This is a genomic window from Lactiplantibacillus herbarum, from assembly GCF_001039045.1.
Lineage (GTDB): Bacteria > Bacillota > Bacilli > Lactobacillales > Lactobacillaceae > Lactiplantibacillus > Lactiplantibacillus herbarum.
The window spans coordinates 1-18,715 of sequence record NZ_LFEE01000014.1 but is presented as its reverse complement, the minus strand read 5'-3'; the positions used below and the strand labels follow the sequence as shown (position 1 = coordinate 18,715).

Sequence of the window (18,715 nt, the reverse complement as noted above, 5' to 3'; positions counted from 1 at the left end):
ACTTGTCTAACAATTATGGGGCACTTCAAATTTGGCCGGTGTTTTAAAGTTTACTTTTAGTTATGATGTGGTGTGATGACCATCCACAAAGGACAGTCGCCGATAATCCAAACCTTAGTTTGCAACAATATTAACCAATTTACCAGGAATGGCAATCACTTTACGAACCGTTTTACCGGCTGTAAATTCTTGAATTTTTTCATCAGCTAAAGCTAATTTTTCAAGTTCATCCTTGCCCATCGTCTTAGCAACTTCGGCGTGTGAACGAACCTTACCGTTAACTTGTAATACGATCTGAGCCGTATCTTCAACCAACTTAGATTCGTCATAAGTTGGCCAAGTAGCGTAGGTAATCGTGTGCTCATGGCCTAATAACGTCCATAATTCTTCACACAAGTGCGGTGCGATTGGGGCTAACAACTTAATGAACCCTTCGATGTAAACAACTGGAAGGTCATCCACTTTGTAGGCTTCGTTAACGAAGACCATCATCTGTGAGATGGCGATGTTGAAGCGCATCCCTTCATAGTCTTCCGTCACCTTTTTAACGGTTTCGTTGTAAATCTTCGTCAATTTACCGTCATTGATGGTTGTGACCCGATCACGAACCCGATTATTTTCATCAATAATCAGACGCCAAACCCGTTCGATCCACTTGTTGGCACCATGCAAGCCATCGGTACTCCATGGAATTGAAGCTTCCAATGGTCCCATGAACATTTCGTATACCCGTAACGTATCGGCACCGTATTGTTCAACGATGTCATCAGGATTGACCACGTTACCACGTGACTTAGACATCTTTTCGTGGTTATCACCCAAGATCATTCCTTGGTTGACCAATTGTTGGAATGGTTCCTTGGTTGGGACCGCACCAATATCATACAAGAACTTGTGCCAGAAACGAGCATAAAGTAAATGTAAGACAGCGTGTTCTGCACCACCGACGTACAAGTCAACTGGTGACCAGTACTTCAGTTTGTCGTAATCAGCTAACGCTTTGTCGTTGTGTGGATCAGCGTAACGTAAGAAGTACCACGAACTACCGGCCCATTGTGGCATCGTATTAGTTTCACGTTTACCCTTACGACCGTTTTCATCTACAACGTTGACCCAGTCGTCGATGTTGGCTAATGGGCTTTCACCAGTACCAGATGGTTCTAAGTTATCGGTAGCTGGTAAACGCAATGGTAATTCGTCTTCAGGAACCAAGGTCGTTTCGCCATCTTCCCAATGAATAACGGGAATTGGTTCGCCCCAGTAACGTTGACGTGAGAAGATCCAGTCCCGCAAGCGGTAGTTGACCTTCTTTTCACCGACAGCGTGTTCGCCTAACCAGTCGATCATCTTATCGATGGCGTCCTGCTTCGTTAAACCGTCTACGAAGCCAGAGTTGATGTGTTCGCCATCACCCGTATAAGCTTGTTCATCATAGTCGTTTTCACCAGCAATGACAGGCTTGATTGGTAAGTCGAATTTCTGAGCGAATTCAAAGTCACGATCATCGTGAGCAGGAACAGCCATCACAACACCAGTACCGTATGAAGCAAGCACGTAATCAGCGATCCAGATTGGTAATTGTTCACCATTAACTGGGTTGATCCCGTAACTACCCGTGAAGACCCCGGTCTTATCTTTGTTCAAATCAGTCCGTTCAAGGTCAGACTTGCTAGCAATCTTCGCTTTGTATGCTTTAACGATTTCTGCTTGTTCAGGCGTCGTTAATTGGTCGACAACGTCATGTTCAGGGGCTACAACTAAGTAGCTAGCACCGAATAACGTGTCGGGACGCGTTGAAAAGGCTTCAAGCGTCACGTCATCTTTGTCAGCAACCTTAAAACGAATGGCTGCACCGATTGAACGGCCAATCCAGTTACGTTGTTGTTCCTTGATGTTTTCAGGCCAGTCGATGTCATCTAAGTCATCGATCAAACGGTCAGCGTAAGCCGTAATCTTCAAGCTCCACTGTTTCATTGGGACACGGAAAACGTCGTAGCCGCCCCGTTCAGTCTTACCGTCGATAACTTCTTCGTTAGAAACAACCGTGCCACCCATCATGTCAGGTGCCCAGTTAACTAGCGTTTCAGATTCGTATGCAAGACCTTTTTTGTATAACTGTTCGAAGATCCACTGCGTCCACTTGTAGTAACTTGGATCAGTCGTGTTAACTTCGCGATCCCAATCGTATGAAAAACCGAGTGAGCGGATCTGACGTTTGAAGTTTTTGATGTTCTTAGCCGTGAAGTCTTTAGGATTGTGACCAGTCTTCAAGGCATACTGTTCAGCGGGTAGTCCGAAAGCATCCCAGCCCATTGGATGCAATACGTTGTAACCTTGCATCCGTTTTAGCCGTGACATAATATCCGTAGCCGTATAGCCCTCTGGATGACCAACGTGGAGCCCTTGACCAGATGGGTATGGGAACATGTCTAAGGCGTAGTACTTCTCCTTATCGGTCGTATCTAGTGCCTTAAACGTTTTGTTTTCTTTCCAATAATGTTGCCACTTACGTTCAATGACTTTATGGTTGTATGCCATAGTAGTGCCCCTTTCTTGCTGCTTTTAACAAGCTAGCGTTGCGACTGTGAGAAGTGGCCAAACGATTCGTTTTATCATGACAGTCCGTAAATAATCCCGATAAACAAAAAAATCCCATAAGCTATTATGCTTATAGGACGAAAACGGGTTCCGCGGTACCACCTATGATTCCACGTCAATCGTGGCCTCTTGGGAATCTTAACGCGAAACCACGTCCGTGCCTACAAGAATGTTCAGCCGGAAGACTCGAAGGTGAGTTCAGTAACCGTGAATCCCCGTTTGCATCACCACGGAGTTTCTGAAAGACACGATCACTTACTATTCCTTCTCAGAGTCGTAAAGTTATTGGTTTAATCGTAGCAAATCAGCGCTACTTTTTCAAGGCATGATTTGTATTGACAGCCGTTTTTTACCAATCGCTCTAGTTGCATCTCAATTCCCCCAACGATTAAAAATGCTATAATATCCATAATAATAAATGAAACGATATTTTGATTGGAGGATCACCTGTGAAACAATTACACTGGCGTCATGCGGACACCTGGATGCTCGGTCTAGCTGTGGCCTGGCTATTCTGGACTGGTGCTGTTTGGCAACACGCCACTTGGCTCAGCACATTCGACACGACCGTTGCTAACTTCTGGCATCATAGTCCAGCTTGGTTCCAGCAAGCGATGGTCTTCTACACCCAGTTCGGTAATCCCACGATGGTGACGATTATTACTTTAATTATCGCTGGCTTATTGTGGATCAAACATCAGCCACGCGCCGCCATCTTTGTTGCATTCAACACGTGGATACTAGCGGGCTATGGTAATTATCTGATCAAACAACTGATTGCCCGTCCCCGCCCAACTGCTTGGCGCTTAGTACAAATCGGCGGCTACAGTTATCCCAGCGGTCACTCAACAACTACGACGATTTTGATTGGGAGTCTACTCGTCATTGCCTTCGATCATTGGCGGAACCGAACCGCTTTAAATTGGGTAACGGGATTCGGCTGTTTGCTAGTTCTGCTCATGATGATCAGTCGTGTCGTTGTTGGCGTTCACTACCCCAGCGATACGATTGGCGGCCTGTTATTAGGGTGTTTATTATTGTATATCAGTACACGGCTCAGCACACCCTATCGCTTCGGCCCACTAAAACAAAAAATTTAATCAATTCATATTTTATCAAGGAGGTCTTCCCCATCCAACTCAGTTCGGCATTAACATTCAGTCACACGCTCATGAATCAAGTCATTAATCCCGGTGATTACGTTATTGATGCAACCGTTGGTAACGGTCATGATACCGTCTACCTCGCCAAATTAGTTGGCCCCAATGGTCACGTCGACGGCTTTGCTAGTCAACCAGCGGCAATTACGGTCACGCGCGACATATTGGCTGCAGATCATCTCACTAAGCAAGTCACCCTGTGGCAAACCGGTTACGATCAGATTGACACCTCCGTTGCTGCGGATCAGCCAATCAAGTGTGCCGTTTTCAACCTCAGCAATCAGCTGGATGACGATGAAAAACTTGTTACTAAACCATCAACGACGCTAGCTGCTATTCAGGCAGTCAAAAACCGCTTAACCACTAATGGACTCATTATTATATTGACTGATGCAGACACAGCGCAAACCATCCACAATTACACCAAAAATTTGGATCAACATCAATACCAAGTCTTGCAGTATCAATTTGTTAATCAGGCACAGGTTTCACCCTGCTTGCTGGCGATTCAGAAACGATAATTTACATCAGTCAAAATAAAAGTTAACTTGTTACTATTTTCTAAACCAATAGCATGTAACACTTAAAAATCAATTCCGCGTTAACGACAGCTTTAGCAATCAGCAAGTCGTTAACGCGGAACTTTTTATTTAAATTGATAACTAGTTTATCAATTTTAAGCACTGACAACTTAGCCTATCCACAAACCAAAAGTGTACAGTTTTACGTACGCTTTATGCTATACTATTGGAATAAGAAAGGTGTGATATTTATGGCAACAACAGCAACAAATATTACTGACGCTCGTAAAAATTTAAAGAGTTTGACTGATGATGTGGTCGATTACAATGAACACGTTATTATCACGAAGCCTAAAAACCGAAATGTTGTCATCATGTCAGAATCCGAATTTCGTTCTTGGCAAGAAACACTCTATATTTTAAGTTCTGACGAAAACCGTAAAGCACTTGATAAATCTATTGACCAAATGAACCGCGGTGATTTTAAAACGCTATCCTTTGAGGATTGGCGGCAAGCGACGGATGAAGATTGATAAAATTGCTTTTACCGATCAGGGCTGGGATGAGTATCGTTATTGGCAGGTTCAAGATCGTAAAACGTTGAAAGTTATCAATAAATTAATTGATGATATTCAACGACACCCTTTTGAAGGCATCGGCAAACCTGAACCCTTAAAATACCGTGGCGATCATGGTTGGTCGCGCCGTATTGATAAAGCAAATCGATTAGTTTACTACGTTACAGTCGATACGGTGATTGTGGTGCAATGTCGATACCATTATACAAAATGAATTTTCCAGCAATCACAATGCTACCAACATTAATATAACTATTTAAATACCATAAATCGATTATATTTAAACAATAGTATTATTGACTGTTATAAAAATAAACAGTATGATAGTTTTATGATTATCAAACAATTATCTGATAACGAAATCAGAGTTCATATTTTTAAAGCACTTTCAGATGAAGTTCGCTTAAATATCGTCGCAATGCTTTTTGAGAAAAAAACTGAAATGAGTTGTGGAGAGATAGGTGAAATCTTAGACATCAACAAATCAACCGCTTCGTATCACTTTAAGACCTTAAGGGAAGCTGGTTTGACGACAACTCGTAAAGTAGGCCAAAATAAATTTGTCTCACTAAACACCGCTGTATTTGACAAAATTCTACCTGGTTTTTTAGATACCTTAGCCTAAAGGTATCTTTTTTTCAGATCGTTGTTTGATAGTTTTAAAACTATCGAAAGAAGTCTTTTTATGCGTCGCTACTCACTGATGTTTTTCTTAACCATGTTCTTGATCGGAACTGATACTTTTTTAATCTCGGACGAATTTACAATTGAAGTGCAACACATAATTGCATAAAAAAAGACCCATAGCGGGTACAATTACTTAACGACCAAGAAAAGCAAAGGAGTGCCCGCTATGAGCTATTATCATCTTACTATAACTGAACGAGAAAGTATTCTAGAATTTTTAGCTAAAGGTCTCACTATTCGAGCTATAGCCCTAAAATTACAGCGTTCAGCAAGCACCATTTCGCGTGAAATCAGGCGCCTGTCAGGTCATTATTCACCTAGCAAATCTCAAAAGGATTACCGGATAAAGCGACAAAATAGTCATAAACCACGCATATTGGATCAGCAAACATTTTTGCGCGAAACCATTATTGAACTAATTAAGGAACGTCAATGGTCACCAGAACAGATCTCAAAGCGGTTAAAGCTGGAAGGCAAAGCAACCGTAAGCTATAACACTATCTATCGACATATTGAATCTCATAATTTAAAAATCCCGTTAACATCCCATGGTGACACAGGTATTCGACGACAATTACGGCATCGTGGCCGTCAACGTCATCATTCAGGTGACCGTAAACATCGAGCACCACAAGTTGATTATATTCCGATCCAAGAACGTCCTAAGTTTATTAATGAACGTCGCCGGATTGGTGATTGGGAACTTGATACTATTCAAGGAAAGGTTGGCGAAGAAGTCTTAGTGACCGCCGTTGACCGTCAAACAAGATATACATTGGTTACAAAAGCCAAACGTAAAGATTCACAGGCCATAAATTCAGCACTACAAGCGATGTTTAGCCAGATTCCAAAAGAATTCGTGCTTTCAATAACGCCTGATCACGGCACGGAATTTCTACAATTAGCAGAGATCCGTGAAAAATTAGGAGTAACCATTTATTGGCCAGATCCATATTCACCAGAGCAGCGTGGTACAAACGAAAATACTAACGGGCTCATTCGTGAATATTTCCCTAAACGTCAAAGTCTCAATCCACGAACTTTAGAAGAAGTCAGTCAATGGCAAAAACTCTTGAATAACCGGCCTAAGAAGGTTCTTGGTTATCGTACCCCAGCTGAAATTTTATTCGATAAAGTGTTGGACTTGGTTTGACAATTCGTCCGCCATTATTACCAACACTTGCAACCATGTATGGTATTTCGACCAGTATTTCTGGCTGGATGGTCAGCGCTTATGCCATTGGCTACGCCAGTTTTGCCTTAATCTCTGGCCCCATCTCAGATGGACGTGATCGTAAGCAAGTAATGTTGTGGGGATTCTTAGCCTTCGCAATTTCAACGTTCTTATGCGGCTTTGCAACTAGTTTCCAAATGATGCTATTATTCCGTTTTCTAGCCGGTGTTAGCGCATCGTTCGTTACCCCGCAAGTTTGGGCTTCAATTCCCGTAATTGTTGAAAAGCATGCAATTGTAAAAGTTATGGGCTATGCCACGGCCGGACTTTCTGTTTCACAATTAGTCGGCATTCCAATTGGCAGCTACCTAGCCGTTGTTTCTTGGCGAACCCCTTTCTTCATCATTTCAATTGCCGCGATCATCTTGCTCATTCTTAACATGATCGCATTACCTAAACTTGAATTAGGCCAAAATAACAAGACTAGCTTCTTCAGAACCTACGCCAACGTCCTACACAATTCTAAAGCATTGCAGTATCTATTCGCTTATCTTATCTTTCAAACGGGTTCGTTTACCGTGATTACCTTTATCTCAACTTGGTTTACGAATAGTTTTGGTTTAACATTAACTGGCGTTGGTACCGCAATGATTGCAATTGGCGCAGGTAATCTAGTCGGCTCGCTGTTTGGTAGTACGCTCGTTAAACGGATTGGCTTAGAGAAAGCTTTTCTGTTTGAACTCATTGCTTTAATTATTTTGTATTTGATACTGCCTTTCGTTAATACCTTCTGGATTGCCGAAGTCTTGCTAACGCTTGCCTTCCTATTCAATGGCTTCATTTTTCCAATTTTCATGACCACCCTTCAGAGTACGACGACCAATGCTCGTAGCACGATTTCTTCATTATCTAATGCCGCAATGTATTTCGGCGAGACTTTGGCTGGAATTACTGGCGGCATCCTGTTTAAACAATTTCACAGTTATCTGGGTATCTCATTATTTGCTGCGTTGCTGATTTTGATTGCGCTGTTTGTTTACGCTAAATCAGGGCTTTTTAAATCGGCAGAATCGGATACCGTTAAAAACTAATTACTTCCAAACAAAAGGTCGTTCGTCTCTAAAAAAAGTGACGGGCGACCTTTTTGATTTTAATTATTTGCAGTGTACAGAATAATGTCGATTAGTATTTGTAACGCTTGCGCACTAAAAATCGCTGGCAACAAGCATAGTAATACCATAAAGATTGACCGTAATTTCCTTACTAGTAATACTCTTGAAAACTGTTCTTGGGAAATAACGGATATCTTATCGGATGGATGTCCTATTAGATATTGATACTGAAAATTTGGGATGATAACACCGAGAAACGTGTAAAGACCCGATACAACGCCCAATATCCATAAAGTTAATACATAATGTTTTGCTATAAGTACAAACAAAGAAACCCACATTAAAATTAGTGCCAGTAGCCCACTATAAAGCGATATTCTAAAAAACGAATTATACTTATTTTCCTTAGAGGTACCGATCATAAACTCCCGCTTAGCTTTGCGCTTTTCAGCATGGTTGAGACTTTTATCATATTTGAAAACGTTCGGCATCACAATCGCAATCACGACGACAACTAACAGTCCCAATAATAATAGTACCCACAATGTTAACAGAATTGTTAAACTTATTTCCATGATCAGTTCCTTTCAGTAACTAGTTCAAAAATTAATTACCTTAAAATACTATTTTTCTGTATTTTAAATCAGTTCTCAATACTTTGACATCACAAGATAAACAATTGGCGGTATTAAAAATAATAGTGTCAACAAAATAATCCGACTAATTCGCAAACTAATAATAATTCGAAATTTTTTGTAAGTGGTTAAAATCATTATTGGATTTAAATGCGATTGCCAATAATGATACTGGCAAATCGCATAAATAACATCTAATCCCAAGAAAAATATCGGAGCGATTGCAAACACAAAAAAAGCGATTAAATACTTTTGCATCGCCATTAAGACAATTCCAATGCCACCTACTACCAGCATTAAAACAACTGAATATGCACTAAAACGAGCGACCATTGGATACTGAGAGCGAGGCCCCGTTAAGACAGTCTGGTCAAATTGCTTTTTAGTGAGCTGCTTATCAACTTCAGTATTCATCATAAAAACACTTTTCAGGCAGTGTAAAGCTACTATAATACCGATAAGACTGATCAATAGAATACACCAAATAATTGCCAGTATTATTGCAAAAATCATGCCATCACTCCCTTATTTATAATCTATAAAAGACTGGAAACTCAACCTTTATATGTTACATATTTAAAAAACAAACATATAGTAGTAACATTGGCAAAACACTTGTAACCAGTTCAAAAAATCTTATAATCCATAAAACAAAATTAGACTTTCATCCCTAACTACGCACTCTTTTCCTATTTCGATAAAAAAACGATCAGTTCATTTTTTCACTGACCGTTTCAAACATCTACTTTTCTCATAAGACTTGGTTCAGCACAACATTTTGCATCACCGTTTTAAAATTTTGTCACCATCAGCACAACCAGATCCATGAATTCTCGTTGAAAAAAAACAGGATAAATGAACAAACAAGATACTAAAATATTTTGTAAAACCCTTAATTGCAAAACTTGCTTAGCAACGGGCCGACTAACCATCGTAACATGTGAAATAGGATGTTTCATCAAGTAATAGTATTGAGATCCATGTGCTCCAACGTCCATACTTAATGGAACCACACTACTCAGTGCCGCTAACGAAAAAACTACAAAAATCTTACCATTTAACACGCACCACACACCAAATACTACACCAATAATTATAAATACAAGACCAAATGCTCCGACAATCACGCTTATTCGATATATTCTACTATGTTGCCTTGCTCCAACAATCATTTTACGTCGAAGTGACTTCTCTTCTTCACGATTAAAAGTACTATCAATCTTCCAAAGTTTTCCAAGCTGCCATAATCGTATTTTTAGTAAAACCACACCAACTAAAATAATTATCCACAATATTAGAAAGGTACTAGTACTGATTATTATCAAATCCTTTGACTTATATAAAACACCGTATAGTTGCTAGTGTACAAAATAATAGAAATTAGTATTTGTAGCCGGTAGTAAGCATATTAATACCATCCAGATTGACCATAACTTTCGTACAGCAGTATTCTGGCAAACTATTCTTTGGAAATGCCTTGAAATATAACTATTCCAAGGATTCTCTAGCAGACAGCAATAAGTGAACAATTACCAACAACAATCAAATCTGATCAATGGCCTCAGTTAGCCTTTTACACGCGCTGCTACTAGTTACTGAGTATGATTTGAGACATGAATAGTGTTAAAGCTGGCAAAAAGAAAAACAAGAAAATTAATAGTAAACGTGCTGTTCTTAACGCAATGATCCAATTGAATCGCTTTCTTGTAACTCTATTGATCGAATGGTAATGATATTCACTCCAATGATTGTAGCGGAAGCTTACTGGAAGAATAGTCATTCCAGAAATGAGTAAAGGAATACAAGACCAAATAAATAGTGTAGGTATCCATTGATCAACGTATAAAAAGATGATACTTATAGGCAATAATACCAGCATGATTAAGCCTAAAACAGAACAGATACGACCGAACATAGGATTTATTTTGATGACATCAACTAGTAGTTGATGATTAAAATCTTTTTCGTTGTTCGAATTCATACTATCCGTTGTTTCCTTAAAAATGTTTCCTAGGAAGAGTAAGATAACGGAAATAATCACCAAACTCAGTAAATCTACTCCTAAAATAATAAAAAGGCTTGTATAAATCATCATTTAAAGGTACCTCATAACTAAGTGTATCTGCTCAATGCCAGCTACTTGATTAAGTCGGTACACGATTTTCATTTTTTTGTTTTTAGTAATTGGCTCATGGATATAAACTTTTTTAAGTTGTCTGCGTTTGCTAAAGCTATGAATCGAAGCCTCGAAATTAATCAACTTTATGATCATCAGACTAACAAAAACCATGATTAGTACATAGGCCATTGAGCCGAAAAAAATCATACCAAGTATCCAAATAATTGTACTGTCCTGCATTGGCACAACTCCTTTGATAGTTTTCTAGCCAGCGGACCACCAGTTGGTCATTAACCAAGAAGCTGTTCCGACATAAAGCAGCTCATACGTTGAATTCAACCGTTGCCGTATCTCTAAAACCAACTGATCTACCATATCCTATAAATTAATATGATTATCGTACAATTTCATTATGTAACTGCTTCCTGATATTAACAAGTAACATCGACAAGCATCTCTCAAAAGTCACAAAAACGTCACATTTCCTGATTATCGCAGTCTGACACGCTCTCCAGCTTAATTCATAACACGGCCAACAAGCTATCATTATTTAACTAGTCAACAAAAGCAGCCATTCAACATAAATCATGAATGACTGCCTCTTAGTTTCACCTATTTTTCAAAGTAGTCCAACAACGCCTGCCACTTTTTAAACACCGCGTCTTCAGAATACCGCCGTGCATTTTGATAAGCCTGCTCACTATATTGTGCGAGCTTATCCTGATTTTTCATCAAATCTAACATCACGGTCGCCAACTGCTGAACATCGCCGTTCTTAGTCAACACCCCGCTCTTTTGATCCTGAATAATATCACTCGGACCATACTTAACGTCATTAGCCACCATTGGTAAGCCCTGCGCCTGGGCTTCTAACAACATCAGTGAGAACCCTTCAGCACGACTAGGTAACAATCCTAGTTGTGCGCGCTTATATACGGCGTTCACATCAGTTGTATAACCTTTGAATAGCACGAAATCTCTTAGATGTGCATCCGCAACCTGTTTTCGCAACTGCTTATCGGTGTCACCGTTAGCATAGCCCCATAACTCTAACCGAGCATCTGGAAAAGCTTCGTGAACCTGTGCAAAGGCTTCAATTGCGTGATTTTGTTGTTTCTCCGGTGACAGCCGCGCCACTTCAACCATCAGGTGCTTTTGACGGCGCGCAAATGGTACTGGCTTTTCAGCTAACGTCTCATTATCGACGTAACCCACTGGAATCGTAAAGGTCGGCATTGATTTTCCAAACCGGAGCACGACATCCTTAGTCTGTTCAGGCGTTGCCGCAATTACTGCATCCCACTCCTGCCAATTATTCAAGGCATTCGCATAGTTATCATTCAGTGGTGAGTGCAAAATGTCATCCGCATCACTGACATGATTATTATGCAGGTGCAGGACCTTCTTAGCTGGCGTCGTCATGTTGAACAAGCCCCAGGCACATTCAACCGTTCGATCACAGATCATCACGTTGGCTTCATCGTTAACCTGATTCAACTCATCATAGAAGAACCGTGTCAGCTCATTCATCCCGTTAAAAGTTCGATCTTGACCGTGGTAATTAATGACTCGCCACGTCATCTGTTCCTGCCCACCATGATTCAGATAATGAAGCTTTTCAAGATGAAGTTGCCCATCAGGACCCATGTAGCCTTCCTGCGCAATTTTACCGTCCCAATCAAATAGTTGTTCCAGGCACTTAAAGCCGCGGGTATCCCACCAGTCCATCTTGACTGTCCGCCCGTTAGCATCAAAATACTGAACGTTACTGATCACATCCGACTTAGCTCGCAAGTAGACGATCATCAATAAAATCCCGTGTTCAACAATTTCAATCTGATCATCTTTACGTGTCTTGATGGCCTCATTAGGGATACTCAGATCCGTTAATTTCACCGTTTTGCGAGCAACATTTTGGCTGCCATTGAAGAAGTCAAAAAGGTTCACAACCTGTTCATCCGCAATGTCCGCATCGGCTAAGACATCATGCAGATCCATTGCGAAGCCACGAGTCACAATCTGAGCAGCCACATGATGTTTATTGAATAGTCGCAACCGGTTAATCTCAGCTTGTTCGATTCCGGATTTTGAAAATTGCATGTTATCGTTTAAAAAATAATACATCAGTGTCCTCCTACTTAATGCCTAATGCTTGCTGCCAACGATGCCACACTTTTAAGTCGGTCTGTTCGGTATGCAATTTATTAAAAGCAGCCTCACTAAATGCCGTCAAAAGTTTAGGATCCAACAGTAAATCGCTGATTCGATCACGCATCACCATCTGATTACCCGGTGCAACCACGTAGCCATCCTTACCCTCGTCAATAAAGTCTTTAGGCCCGTAATTGAACTGGTAACTGATCACTGGAATCCCGTGACCCATAGCTTCTGGCATACTCATTGGCCCACCATCCGCAATTGCTGTATTCACTAATAACTGATAATCATCGTAACGTGTATCAAGATCCGCATGATAATCCATTATACGGACGTTTTTCGTCAACTTCAGATCCGTAATCATTGCGTTTAATGTCTGAACATACGCATCATCGCCATAACCGTAAAGATCACAGTGCACATTATCAACACGCTGTTTGACTAACGCAATCACCCGCATTAGATGATCTAACTGACGATCCGGTGCTAAGCGGCCCACAAATATTAGCTGGTGAGGACGTTCCGTAATTGGCCGTAACTCGCTGTGCGCCATATCACCAGTTGTCACAGCAGGTAGCGTCATCAACTTAGCTTTTGGAAAACGTTGTTGCAAGTGCTGCGTTTGGCTAACAGTGCTGGTAATAAAACCATCGAAATGCTCAGCATGTTCAAACGCTGGTGCTAAAAAGCCGTCTAATTGTGAATGAAGCGGATCATTGATGTCCTTAGCGTGATAAACCGGCACTAGCACATACTTGTGTGAATCGTCATTTAAAGCTAATAGTGACGCCACACTCGTTCCTGGTCGATCACTGATAAAGGTCGTCACATCCTTATCACGATGACTTAATTCAGCTAAGAAGAACGTGAATAGGTCGTCCGTATTTTGGAAGAAACGTTCCTCACAACCTTGATAGTTCTTCAAAATTAGTCGGTTGGTCAACGGATTACCATTCGTATCAGGCACATAGTACTCTTCAATTACCGTTTCGCCTTGCAGGTTATAAAACCGTTCCATAATTAATTGACCATTTTGACCAAAGTACTGGGTACCCGACCGAAAGCCGCGCCAATCCCACAGGTCAGTGGTCGCCAAGTTACCCTGAGCGTCAAAAAAGTTTTGGTAGAAGACACGGCCAACCGTTCCCGGAATAAAGCCGACGTGACTCACTAAATGATCGCCGTTGAATACTTTACTGAAATCGGCCCCCACTTCGACCGCGTATTCACGTGGTAAGTTGAGATCCATTGTACGGACAAATTCAGGCTGAACGTCCGTCGTCTGTTGGAAGTAATCAAACATACTGAGGACTTGATCACCTTTAATGTCAAAATTAGTAATCGTCTGGTGTAACAGGCGATCGTACATCTTAGTCACAATCTGAGCTGGAGCCTTGTAATGGTTGAACAACTTGACCCGGTTCATGGCCGTGTGCTCGACACTGGAATTCTTTGATAATAGGTATTCATTGATGAAATAAAACATCGTTAGACTCCTTCTACTGTCGCGTATCTTCCCAATGGCAACAGCTAGTTAATCGTTTTCAATTATTAATTTAATAAATAGGTTAGTCCCACTTGTTAGCTAAAACCGGCATTAAAACCTACACATACCGCTCAGTAACTAATCAGTGAGTCACTCACACTTCAAATTCTATCAAACTTTTGTTAATTATTATTGATTATTTAGATAATTAATTTAATTAAAAATACAAATTAAGCGCTTGATACTTCGACAAGCCTTTACATCGTTAAGTTACCGACTTATCTAAGGTTACCACGCCAACACGCCAAAGCAACACCCACACCACTCGCTAAATGACTTTCCTGTCAGCAAAAATAGTTGTGCGACAAAAAAGGAGTTTAGATTGCTCCAAACTCCCAAGTACGACTTATTCTATTAGTTCTTGTACTAATCGATAATACAATGCATTCTAATCCTAATGACTAGTCCTCACCCTGATTCAGTTCAGCTGCGTGTTGCGCCGCGGTCTGTTGCTTGCCACGATCAAGACTGTTCACGATCAAGGCTAGCACGACTAATCCAAACCCAATCAAGTAAACCCAATGAAGGCCAGTATACAGAATACCATGCAGCGTTGGTAACAGCTTGCTTGGTAATTCCGTGGCCGTCTGTGGGTTGATCAGTTTATTCATCATTGCCATGTTGGTACCAGCATGTTGCTTAATCCCCTGGTTCATGCCGACATTCAGCGCGATCCCGAAGATCGAAATCATCAACGTCTGACCAATTGTTCGACTAAGCGTGTTAAATGAAGTTGCGACCCCAACGTTAGCCGCCGGAACTAAGTGTTGTGCCGTAACGGTCGTTGCCGTGATTGCAATCCCAAAACCGATCCCGCCAATCGCTGTGATTAAGAAGAACCATAGGAATGGCGTTGAGACTGGTAGTAACGCAAGACAGACACTCGTTATGAGAATAAAGACTAAACTCAGGTAGAGAATCCGTCGCGGTGCCCATTTAGATAGTAGACGTCCGGTTACAAATGATCCGATAATCCACATCAACGAACTAGGCGTGACCGCAAATCCGGCTAAGGAAGCTGGTACACCGAGAATCCCCTGCGTCCAAGTTGGAATATAGACTTCCACGGCCATCAGAAAACCACTGACAAGTGCAGCCACTGCATTTTGAATGATGAACGTCCGATTCTTGAATAGGTCTAGTGAGATCACTGGTTCATCCGTGTGCCCTTCACGCCGAATAAATAGCCACAAGCTCAGGCCACTGATCACCCAAGCCGCCACAACGGCTAACCAGTCAATCGTCGCACTACCTAATAATTGGAAGCTCAACATCAAGCAGAGTAAGAATAACATCAACCACAGGCTACCTAAGTAGTCGACCTTGGCGCTCGAATGCCGCTTTGGTTCTCGTAGATAGATCTGAAATAATAGCAGTGTAATTAGGCCAACTGGAACGTTGATGAAAAAGATCCAGTGCCAGCTGAGTTTATCAACGATCAAACCACCGATCAACGGTGCGATCACGGATGCAATCCCCCACGCCGAACTGTTGAAACCAAGCACCTTAGCCCGCCGTTCAAATGAATAGATATCGGCAATGATAGTCATCGAAACTGGCATCAATGCTCCAGCCCCGATCCCTTGAATCGCCCGCCAAAAGATTAGGACAGGCATTGAGTTCGATAAACCACTCATCATCGAACCGATAATAAAAATAATTAGACCAGCCTGAATAACTGGCTTACGGCCAATTAAATCAGTTAACTTACCATAGATGGGTGTCATCATGGCATTAGTTAGTAGATAGATGGAAAAGACCCAGTTCATGAGGGCGACCCCGTGCAGGTCCCCCACAATTGTTGGTAGTGCGGTCGAAACGATGGTCCCTTCGATAGCACTCATAAACGTTGCGACGTAGATGGCGATCGTCACCGCAACGACATTAGTTTTGCGTTGTTGCATCTTACTTAATTCCCCTTCACGATTATATTACTGTCTTAAAACTGACTCAGGCCGCAAAAAAAGCGACCCTTGAAAAAAAGGTCGCTTTTAGCGTCGAGTACCTACAGACCGTAACGGGATAACCGTTACCGGATTATTTAAAGGCCGCCTTTAACGCGTCCGCTTTGTCAGTGTGTTCCCAAGGTAAATCAACATCCGTACGACCAAAGTGACCATACGCTGCGGTTTGCGATAGATTGGACGTTGAAGATCCAACATCTTGATGATACCAGCAGGGCGTAAATCAAAGTTTTGACGAATAGCATTAACTAACGCTTCATCACTAACTTTACCGGTACCCGCCGTATCAACAGCGATTGAAACGGGTTCAGCAACCCCAATGGCATAAGCCAATTGAACTTCAACACAATCAGCTAAACCAGCTGCAACGACATTTTTAGCAATGTAACGAGCAGCGTAACTTGCTGAACGGTCAACCTTAGTGGCGTCCTTCCCAGAGAAGGCCCCACCACCATGATGAGCAAAACCACCGTACGTATCGACGATGACCTTACGACCAGTCAAACCGGCATCCCCTTGAGGACCACCGATAACGAAACGGCCAGTTGGGTTAACCAAGTACTTGGTCTGATCATCTAGCAATTCAGCAGGTAAGACTGCCTTAATCACTTGGTCGATCACGACTTGGCGAATCGTGTCCATCTCAACATCAGGATCATGCTGCGTTGACAAGACAACCGTGTCAATTCGTTGTGGTTGGTTATTTTCATCATACTCAACCGTTACTTGAGCCTTAGCATCAGGACGTAACCACTTAATGGTGCCATCCTTACGTAAAGCTGCGATCTTACGCATCAAGCGATGACTCAATGCGATTGGTAGTGGCATTAATTCAGGCGTTTCGTTAATGGCATAGCCAAACATCATCCCCTGATCACCAGCACCGATTTGGTCCAGTGGGTCAGCATCACCAGAACGCGTTTCAAGTGAGTCATCGACCCCTTGCGCGATATCAGGTGATTGTTCATCCAGAGCAACTAGGACGGCACAGTTGTCACCGTCAAAGCCGTATTGGCCATTCACATAGCCAATCGACTTGATCGTGTCACGCACGACCTTTTGAATATCTACGTAGGCCTTGGTCGATACTTCACCGAAGACCAGCACTAATCCCGTAGTCACCGATGTTTCAACGGCTACGCGTGCTTGTGGATCCTGTGCCAACATGGCATCCAGGATGGCGTCACTGATTTGGTCCGCGATTTTATCGGGATGACCTTCAGAAACGGATTCAGATGTAAATAAGTGTCTCTCACTCATTGTAAATTCCCCCTTGATAATTTCGGTTACAAGGCATCTAAGCAGCAACTAATCCGCAGATCAGTGCCAATCTTATCCTCTCGGGAACGGCTCATAACTATACTAGGTTATCACAATCACCATTTTTTTTAAAGAAATCATCTTATTTATTGACTATCTTGGTCCTGACCGATACGATTGAGATACTATACCTAGTTTAGAGAGTGTTGACTTATGATTCGAATTGGAAAATTACATATTAAACGTGATTATGTGGCACTAGTCGTTTTTGCTATCATTCAAAGCGTGATTAGCTGGTGGGCTGCGCTAGATTACGGGCGTTCCTTCCAAACGGCGACCTTTTCAGCATCGCAGCTACCTTTAATCGCCTACACGCTCGCAGTTTCTGTTGCGGTTTTCATTATATTAGATCACCGCATCGCACCACAGTGGAGCTTGATTGCCATTGGGATCACGGTAGCGCTGGCCTTCACTAACATTATTGCCAGTGAGACCGAATTACTGTACCTATTGCTAACGTGCAGTGCGTGGTTGCTGGTCATGGCAGTCCCCCGTTTCGGTATGCAGAATTACTTTGGCTTAGTGGTCTTCAGCGTGATTATGACCTTCACCATTCCGGTGGCTGTCTTCGATCTTCAGAATAATTACCTGTCAACGACTTTCTTGTGGAAGTTGACACCACTATTAGCCAGTTACATCTTTTTATACGTACCAAGCTTCAGTTCGCAACGGCAGATCAATCAGTTGATTTCAGCCATCACGGGTGCCCTACTCGTCATTGCCATCTTCTTACAACCGTTGACTTGGCAAACGATTCTGGCCATCTTAATTACAGTCGCCGTATGGTTTGGGCAACAGTCCTTTGGTCGCACGCGTCTACAAGTGATGATCAATGCCGGGATTCAATTGATTTTGATGCTTTTAATCTACTAACCAAACTTAATGACAATAAAAATCAGCTTGCTCTTATGCGTATCGCTAAGAGTAAGCTGATTTTTTATTCACTCGCTAAAGGTTGAAAGTCCCAAAACAGCTTAAACCATTGATTTAACAGTGAATATTGGATGGAAATTAGTATCAGTGCTTAATTCTCCGCGCCCGTCAGCCAAGAAATCGTGTCATGGGGACCGGTCCCAGCCAAACAGCGGTCTGGTGCCTCGCTTCAAAGCCTAAGGTACAAGTCTTTGAAGACGTCCCGCATGCT

Annotated in this window: 15 protein-coding genes, 1 pseudogene, 1 riboswitch and 1 other annotated feature; of the genes and pseudogenes, 8 read left to right on the top strand and 8 right to left on the bottom strand. The window is 42.0% G+C overall.

The features are described 5' to 3' along the window. Positions 1–114: 114 nt before the first annotated feature. Entirely contained in the window at positions 115–2,538 is a 2,424-nt protein-coding gene (gene leuS / locus ACG95_RS04465) for a leucine--tRNA ligase (RefSeq protein ID WP_047999357.1), read from the bottom strand. A gap of 130 nt (positions 2,539–2,668) precedes the next feature. After that, positions 2,669–2,879, bottom strand: a binding site (T-box leader). Positions 2,880–3,047: 168 nt separating this feature from the next. On the opposite strand from leuS, the gene ACG95_RS04460 reads away from it, so the two are divergent. From ACG95_RS04460 to ACG95_RS04430, 7 genes are all read left to right on the top strand, one after another. After that, positions 3,048–3,698, top strand: coding sequence for a phosphatase PAP2 family protein (locus ACG95_RS04460; RefSeq protein ID WP_047999356.1), 651 nt, complete (start codon positions 3,048–3,050; stop codon positions 3,696–3,698). Further along, positions 3,626–4,279: a tRNA 5-(aminomethyl)-2-thiouridylate-methyltransferase MnmM gene (mnmM, locus tag ACG95_RS04455; protein WP_475003852.1), complete on the top strand. Its 654-nt coding sequence runs from the start codon at positions 3,626–3,628 to the stop codon at positions 4,277–4,279. Before ACG95_RS04460 ends, mnmM begins: the two co-directional genes overlap by 73 nt. Positions 4,280–4,530: 251 nt before the next feature. Beyond that, positions 4,531–4,812 carry a type II toxin-antitoxin system Phd/YefM family antitoxin gene (locus ACG95_RS04450; RefSeq protein WP_047999354.1) on the top strand — a complete coding sequence of 94 codons (282 nt, stop codon included), beginning with the start codon at positions 4,531–4,533 and terminating at the stop codon, positions 4,810–4,812. After that, positions 4,802–5,071 (top strand): Txe/YoeB family addiction module toxin, encoded by a 270-nt coding sequence (locus tag ACG95_RS04445; RefSeq protein ID WP_047999353.1) that lies wholly within the window; start codon positions 4,802–4,804, stop codon positions 5,069–5,071. The genes ACG95_RS04450 and ACG95_RS04445 overlap by 11 nt, the downstream gene beginning before the upstream one ends. A gap of 117 nt (positions 5,072–5,188) precedes the next feature. Further along, positions 5,189–5,482, top strand: a complete 294-nt coding sequence (locus tag ACG95_RS04440) for an ArsR/SmtB family transcription factor (RefSeq protein WP_047999352.1) — start codon at positions 5,189–5,191, stop codon at positions 5,480–5,482. 228 nt (positions 5,483–5,710) lie between these two features. Next, positions 5,711–6,697 carry an IS30 family transposase gene (locus ACG95_RS04435; protein WP_047999351.1) on the top strand — a complete coding sequence of 329 codons (987 nt, stop codon included), beginning with the start codon at positions 5,711–5,713 and terminating at the stop codon, positions 6,695–6,697. Further along, on the top strand, positions 6,694–7,809 hold the full coding sequence (locus ACG95_RS04430) for an MFS transporter (RefSeq protein WP_047999350.1): 1,116 nt from the start codon (positions 6,694–6,696) through the stop codon (positions 7,807–7,809). Before ACG95_RS04435 ends, ACG95_RS04430 begins: the two co-directional genes overlap by 4 nt. A gap of 671 nt (positions 7,810–8,480) precedes the next feature. On the opposite strand, the gene ACG95_RS04420 is transcribed toward ACG95_RS04430, so the two are convergent. The 7 genes and pseudogenes from ACG95_RS04420 to metK form a co-directional block, all read right to left on the bottom strand. Then, entirely contained in the window at positions 8,481–8,978 is a 498-nt protein-coding gene (locus ACG95_RS04420) for a hypothetical protein (RefSeq protein ID WP_047999348.1), read from the bottom strand. Positions 8,979–9,256: 278 nt separating this feature from the next. Continuing rightward, entirely contained in the window at positions 9,257–9,757 is a 501-nt protein-coding gene (locus ACG95_RS04415; RefSeq protein WP_152668285.1) for a hypothetical protein, read from the bottom strand. A gap of 296 nt (positions 9,758–10,053) precedes the next feature. After that, positions 10,054–10,560 (bottom strand): hypothetical protein, encoded by a 507-nt coding sequence (locus ACG95_RS04410; protein ID WP_047999346.1) that lies wholly within the window; start codon positions 10,558–10,560, stop codon positions 10,054–10,056. A gap of 636 nt (positions 10,561–11,196) precedes the next feature. Continuing rightward, positions 11,197–12,708 (bottom strand): glycosyltransferase family 4 protein, encoded by a 1,512-nt coding sequence (locus ACG95_RS04400; protein ID WP_047999344.1) that lies wholly within the window; start codon positions 12,706–12,708, stop codon positions 11,197–11,199. Positions 12,709–12,718: 10 nt separating this feature from the next. Beyond that, the gene (gene asp1 / locus ACG95_RS04395; protein ID WP_047999343.1) at positions 12,719–14,227 is read right to left on the bottom strand and encodes an accessory Sec system glycosyltransferase Asp1; all 1,509 of its coding nucleotides are present in this window, start codon (positions 14,225–14,227) and stop codon (positions 12,719–12,721) included. Between the two features lie 461 nt (positions 14,228–14,688). Beyond that, entirely contained in the window at positions 14,689–16,191 is a 1,503-nt protein-coding gene (locus ACG95_RS04390) for an MDR family MFS transporter (RefSeq protein ID WP_047999342.1), read from the bottom strand. Between the two features lie 133 nt (positions 16,192–16,324). Then, a pseudogene (metK, locus tag ACG95_RS04385) lies at positions 16,325–17,511 on the bottom strand (methionine adenosyltransferase). Then, a riboswitch (SMK box riboswitch) is annotated at positions 17,509–17,613 on the bottom strand. It overlaps the preceding pseudogene by 3 nt. Before the next feature lie 111 nt (positions 17,614–17,724). On the opposite strand from metK, the gene ACG95_RS04380 reads away from it, so the two are divergent. Then, positions 17,725–18,444, top strand: coding sequence for a hypothetical protein (locus ACG95_RS04380; RefSeq protein ID WP_047999341.1), 720 nt, complete (start codon positions 17,725–17,727; stop codon positions 18,442–18,444). Positions 18,445–18,715 lie beyond the last annotated feature (271 nt).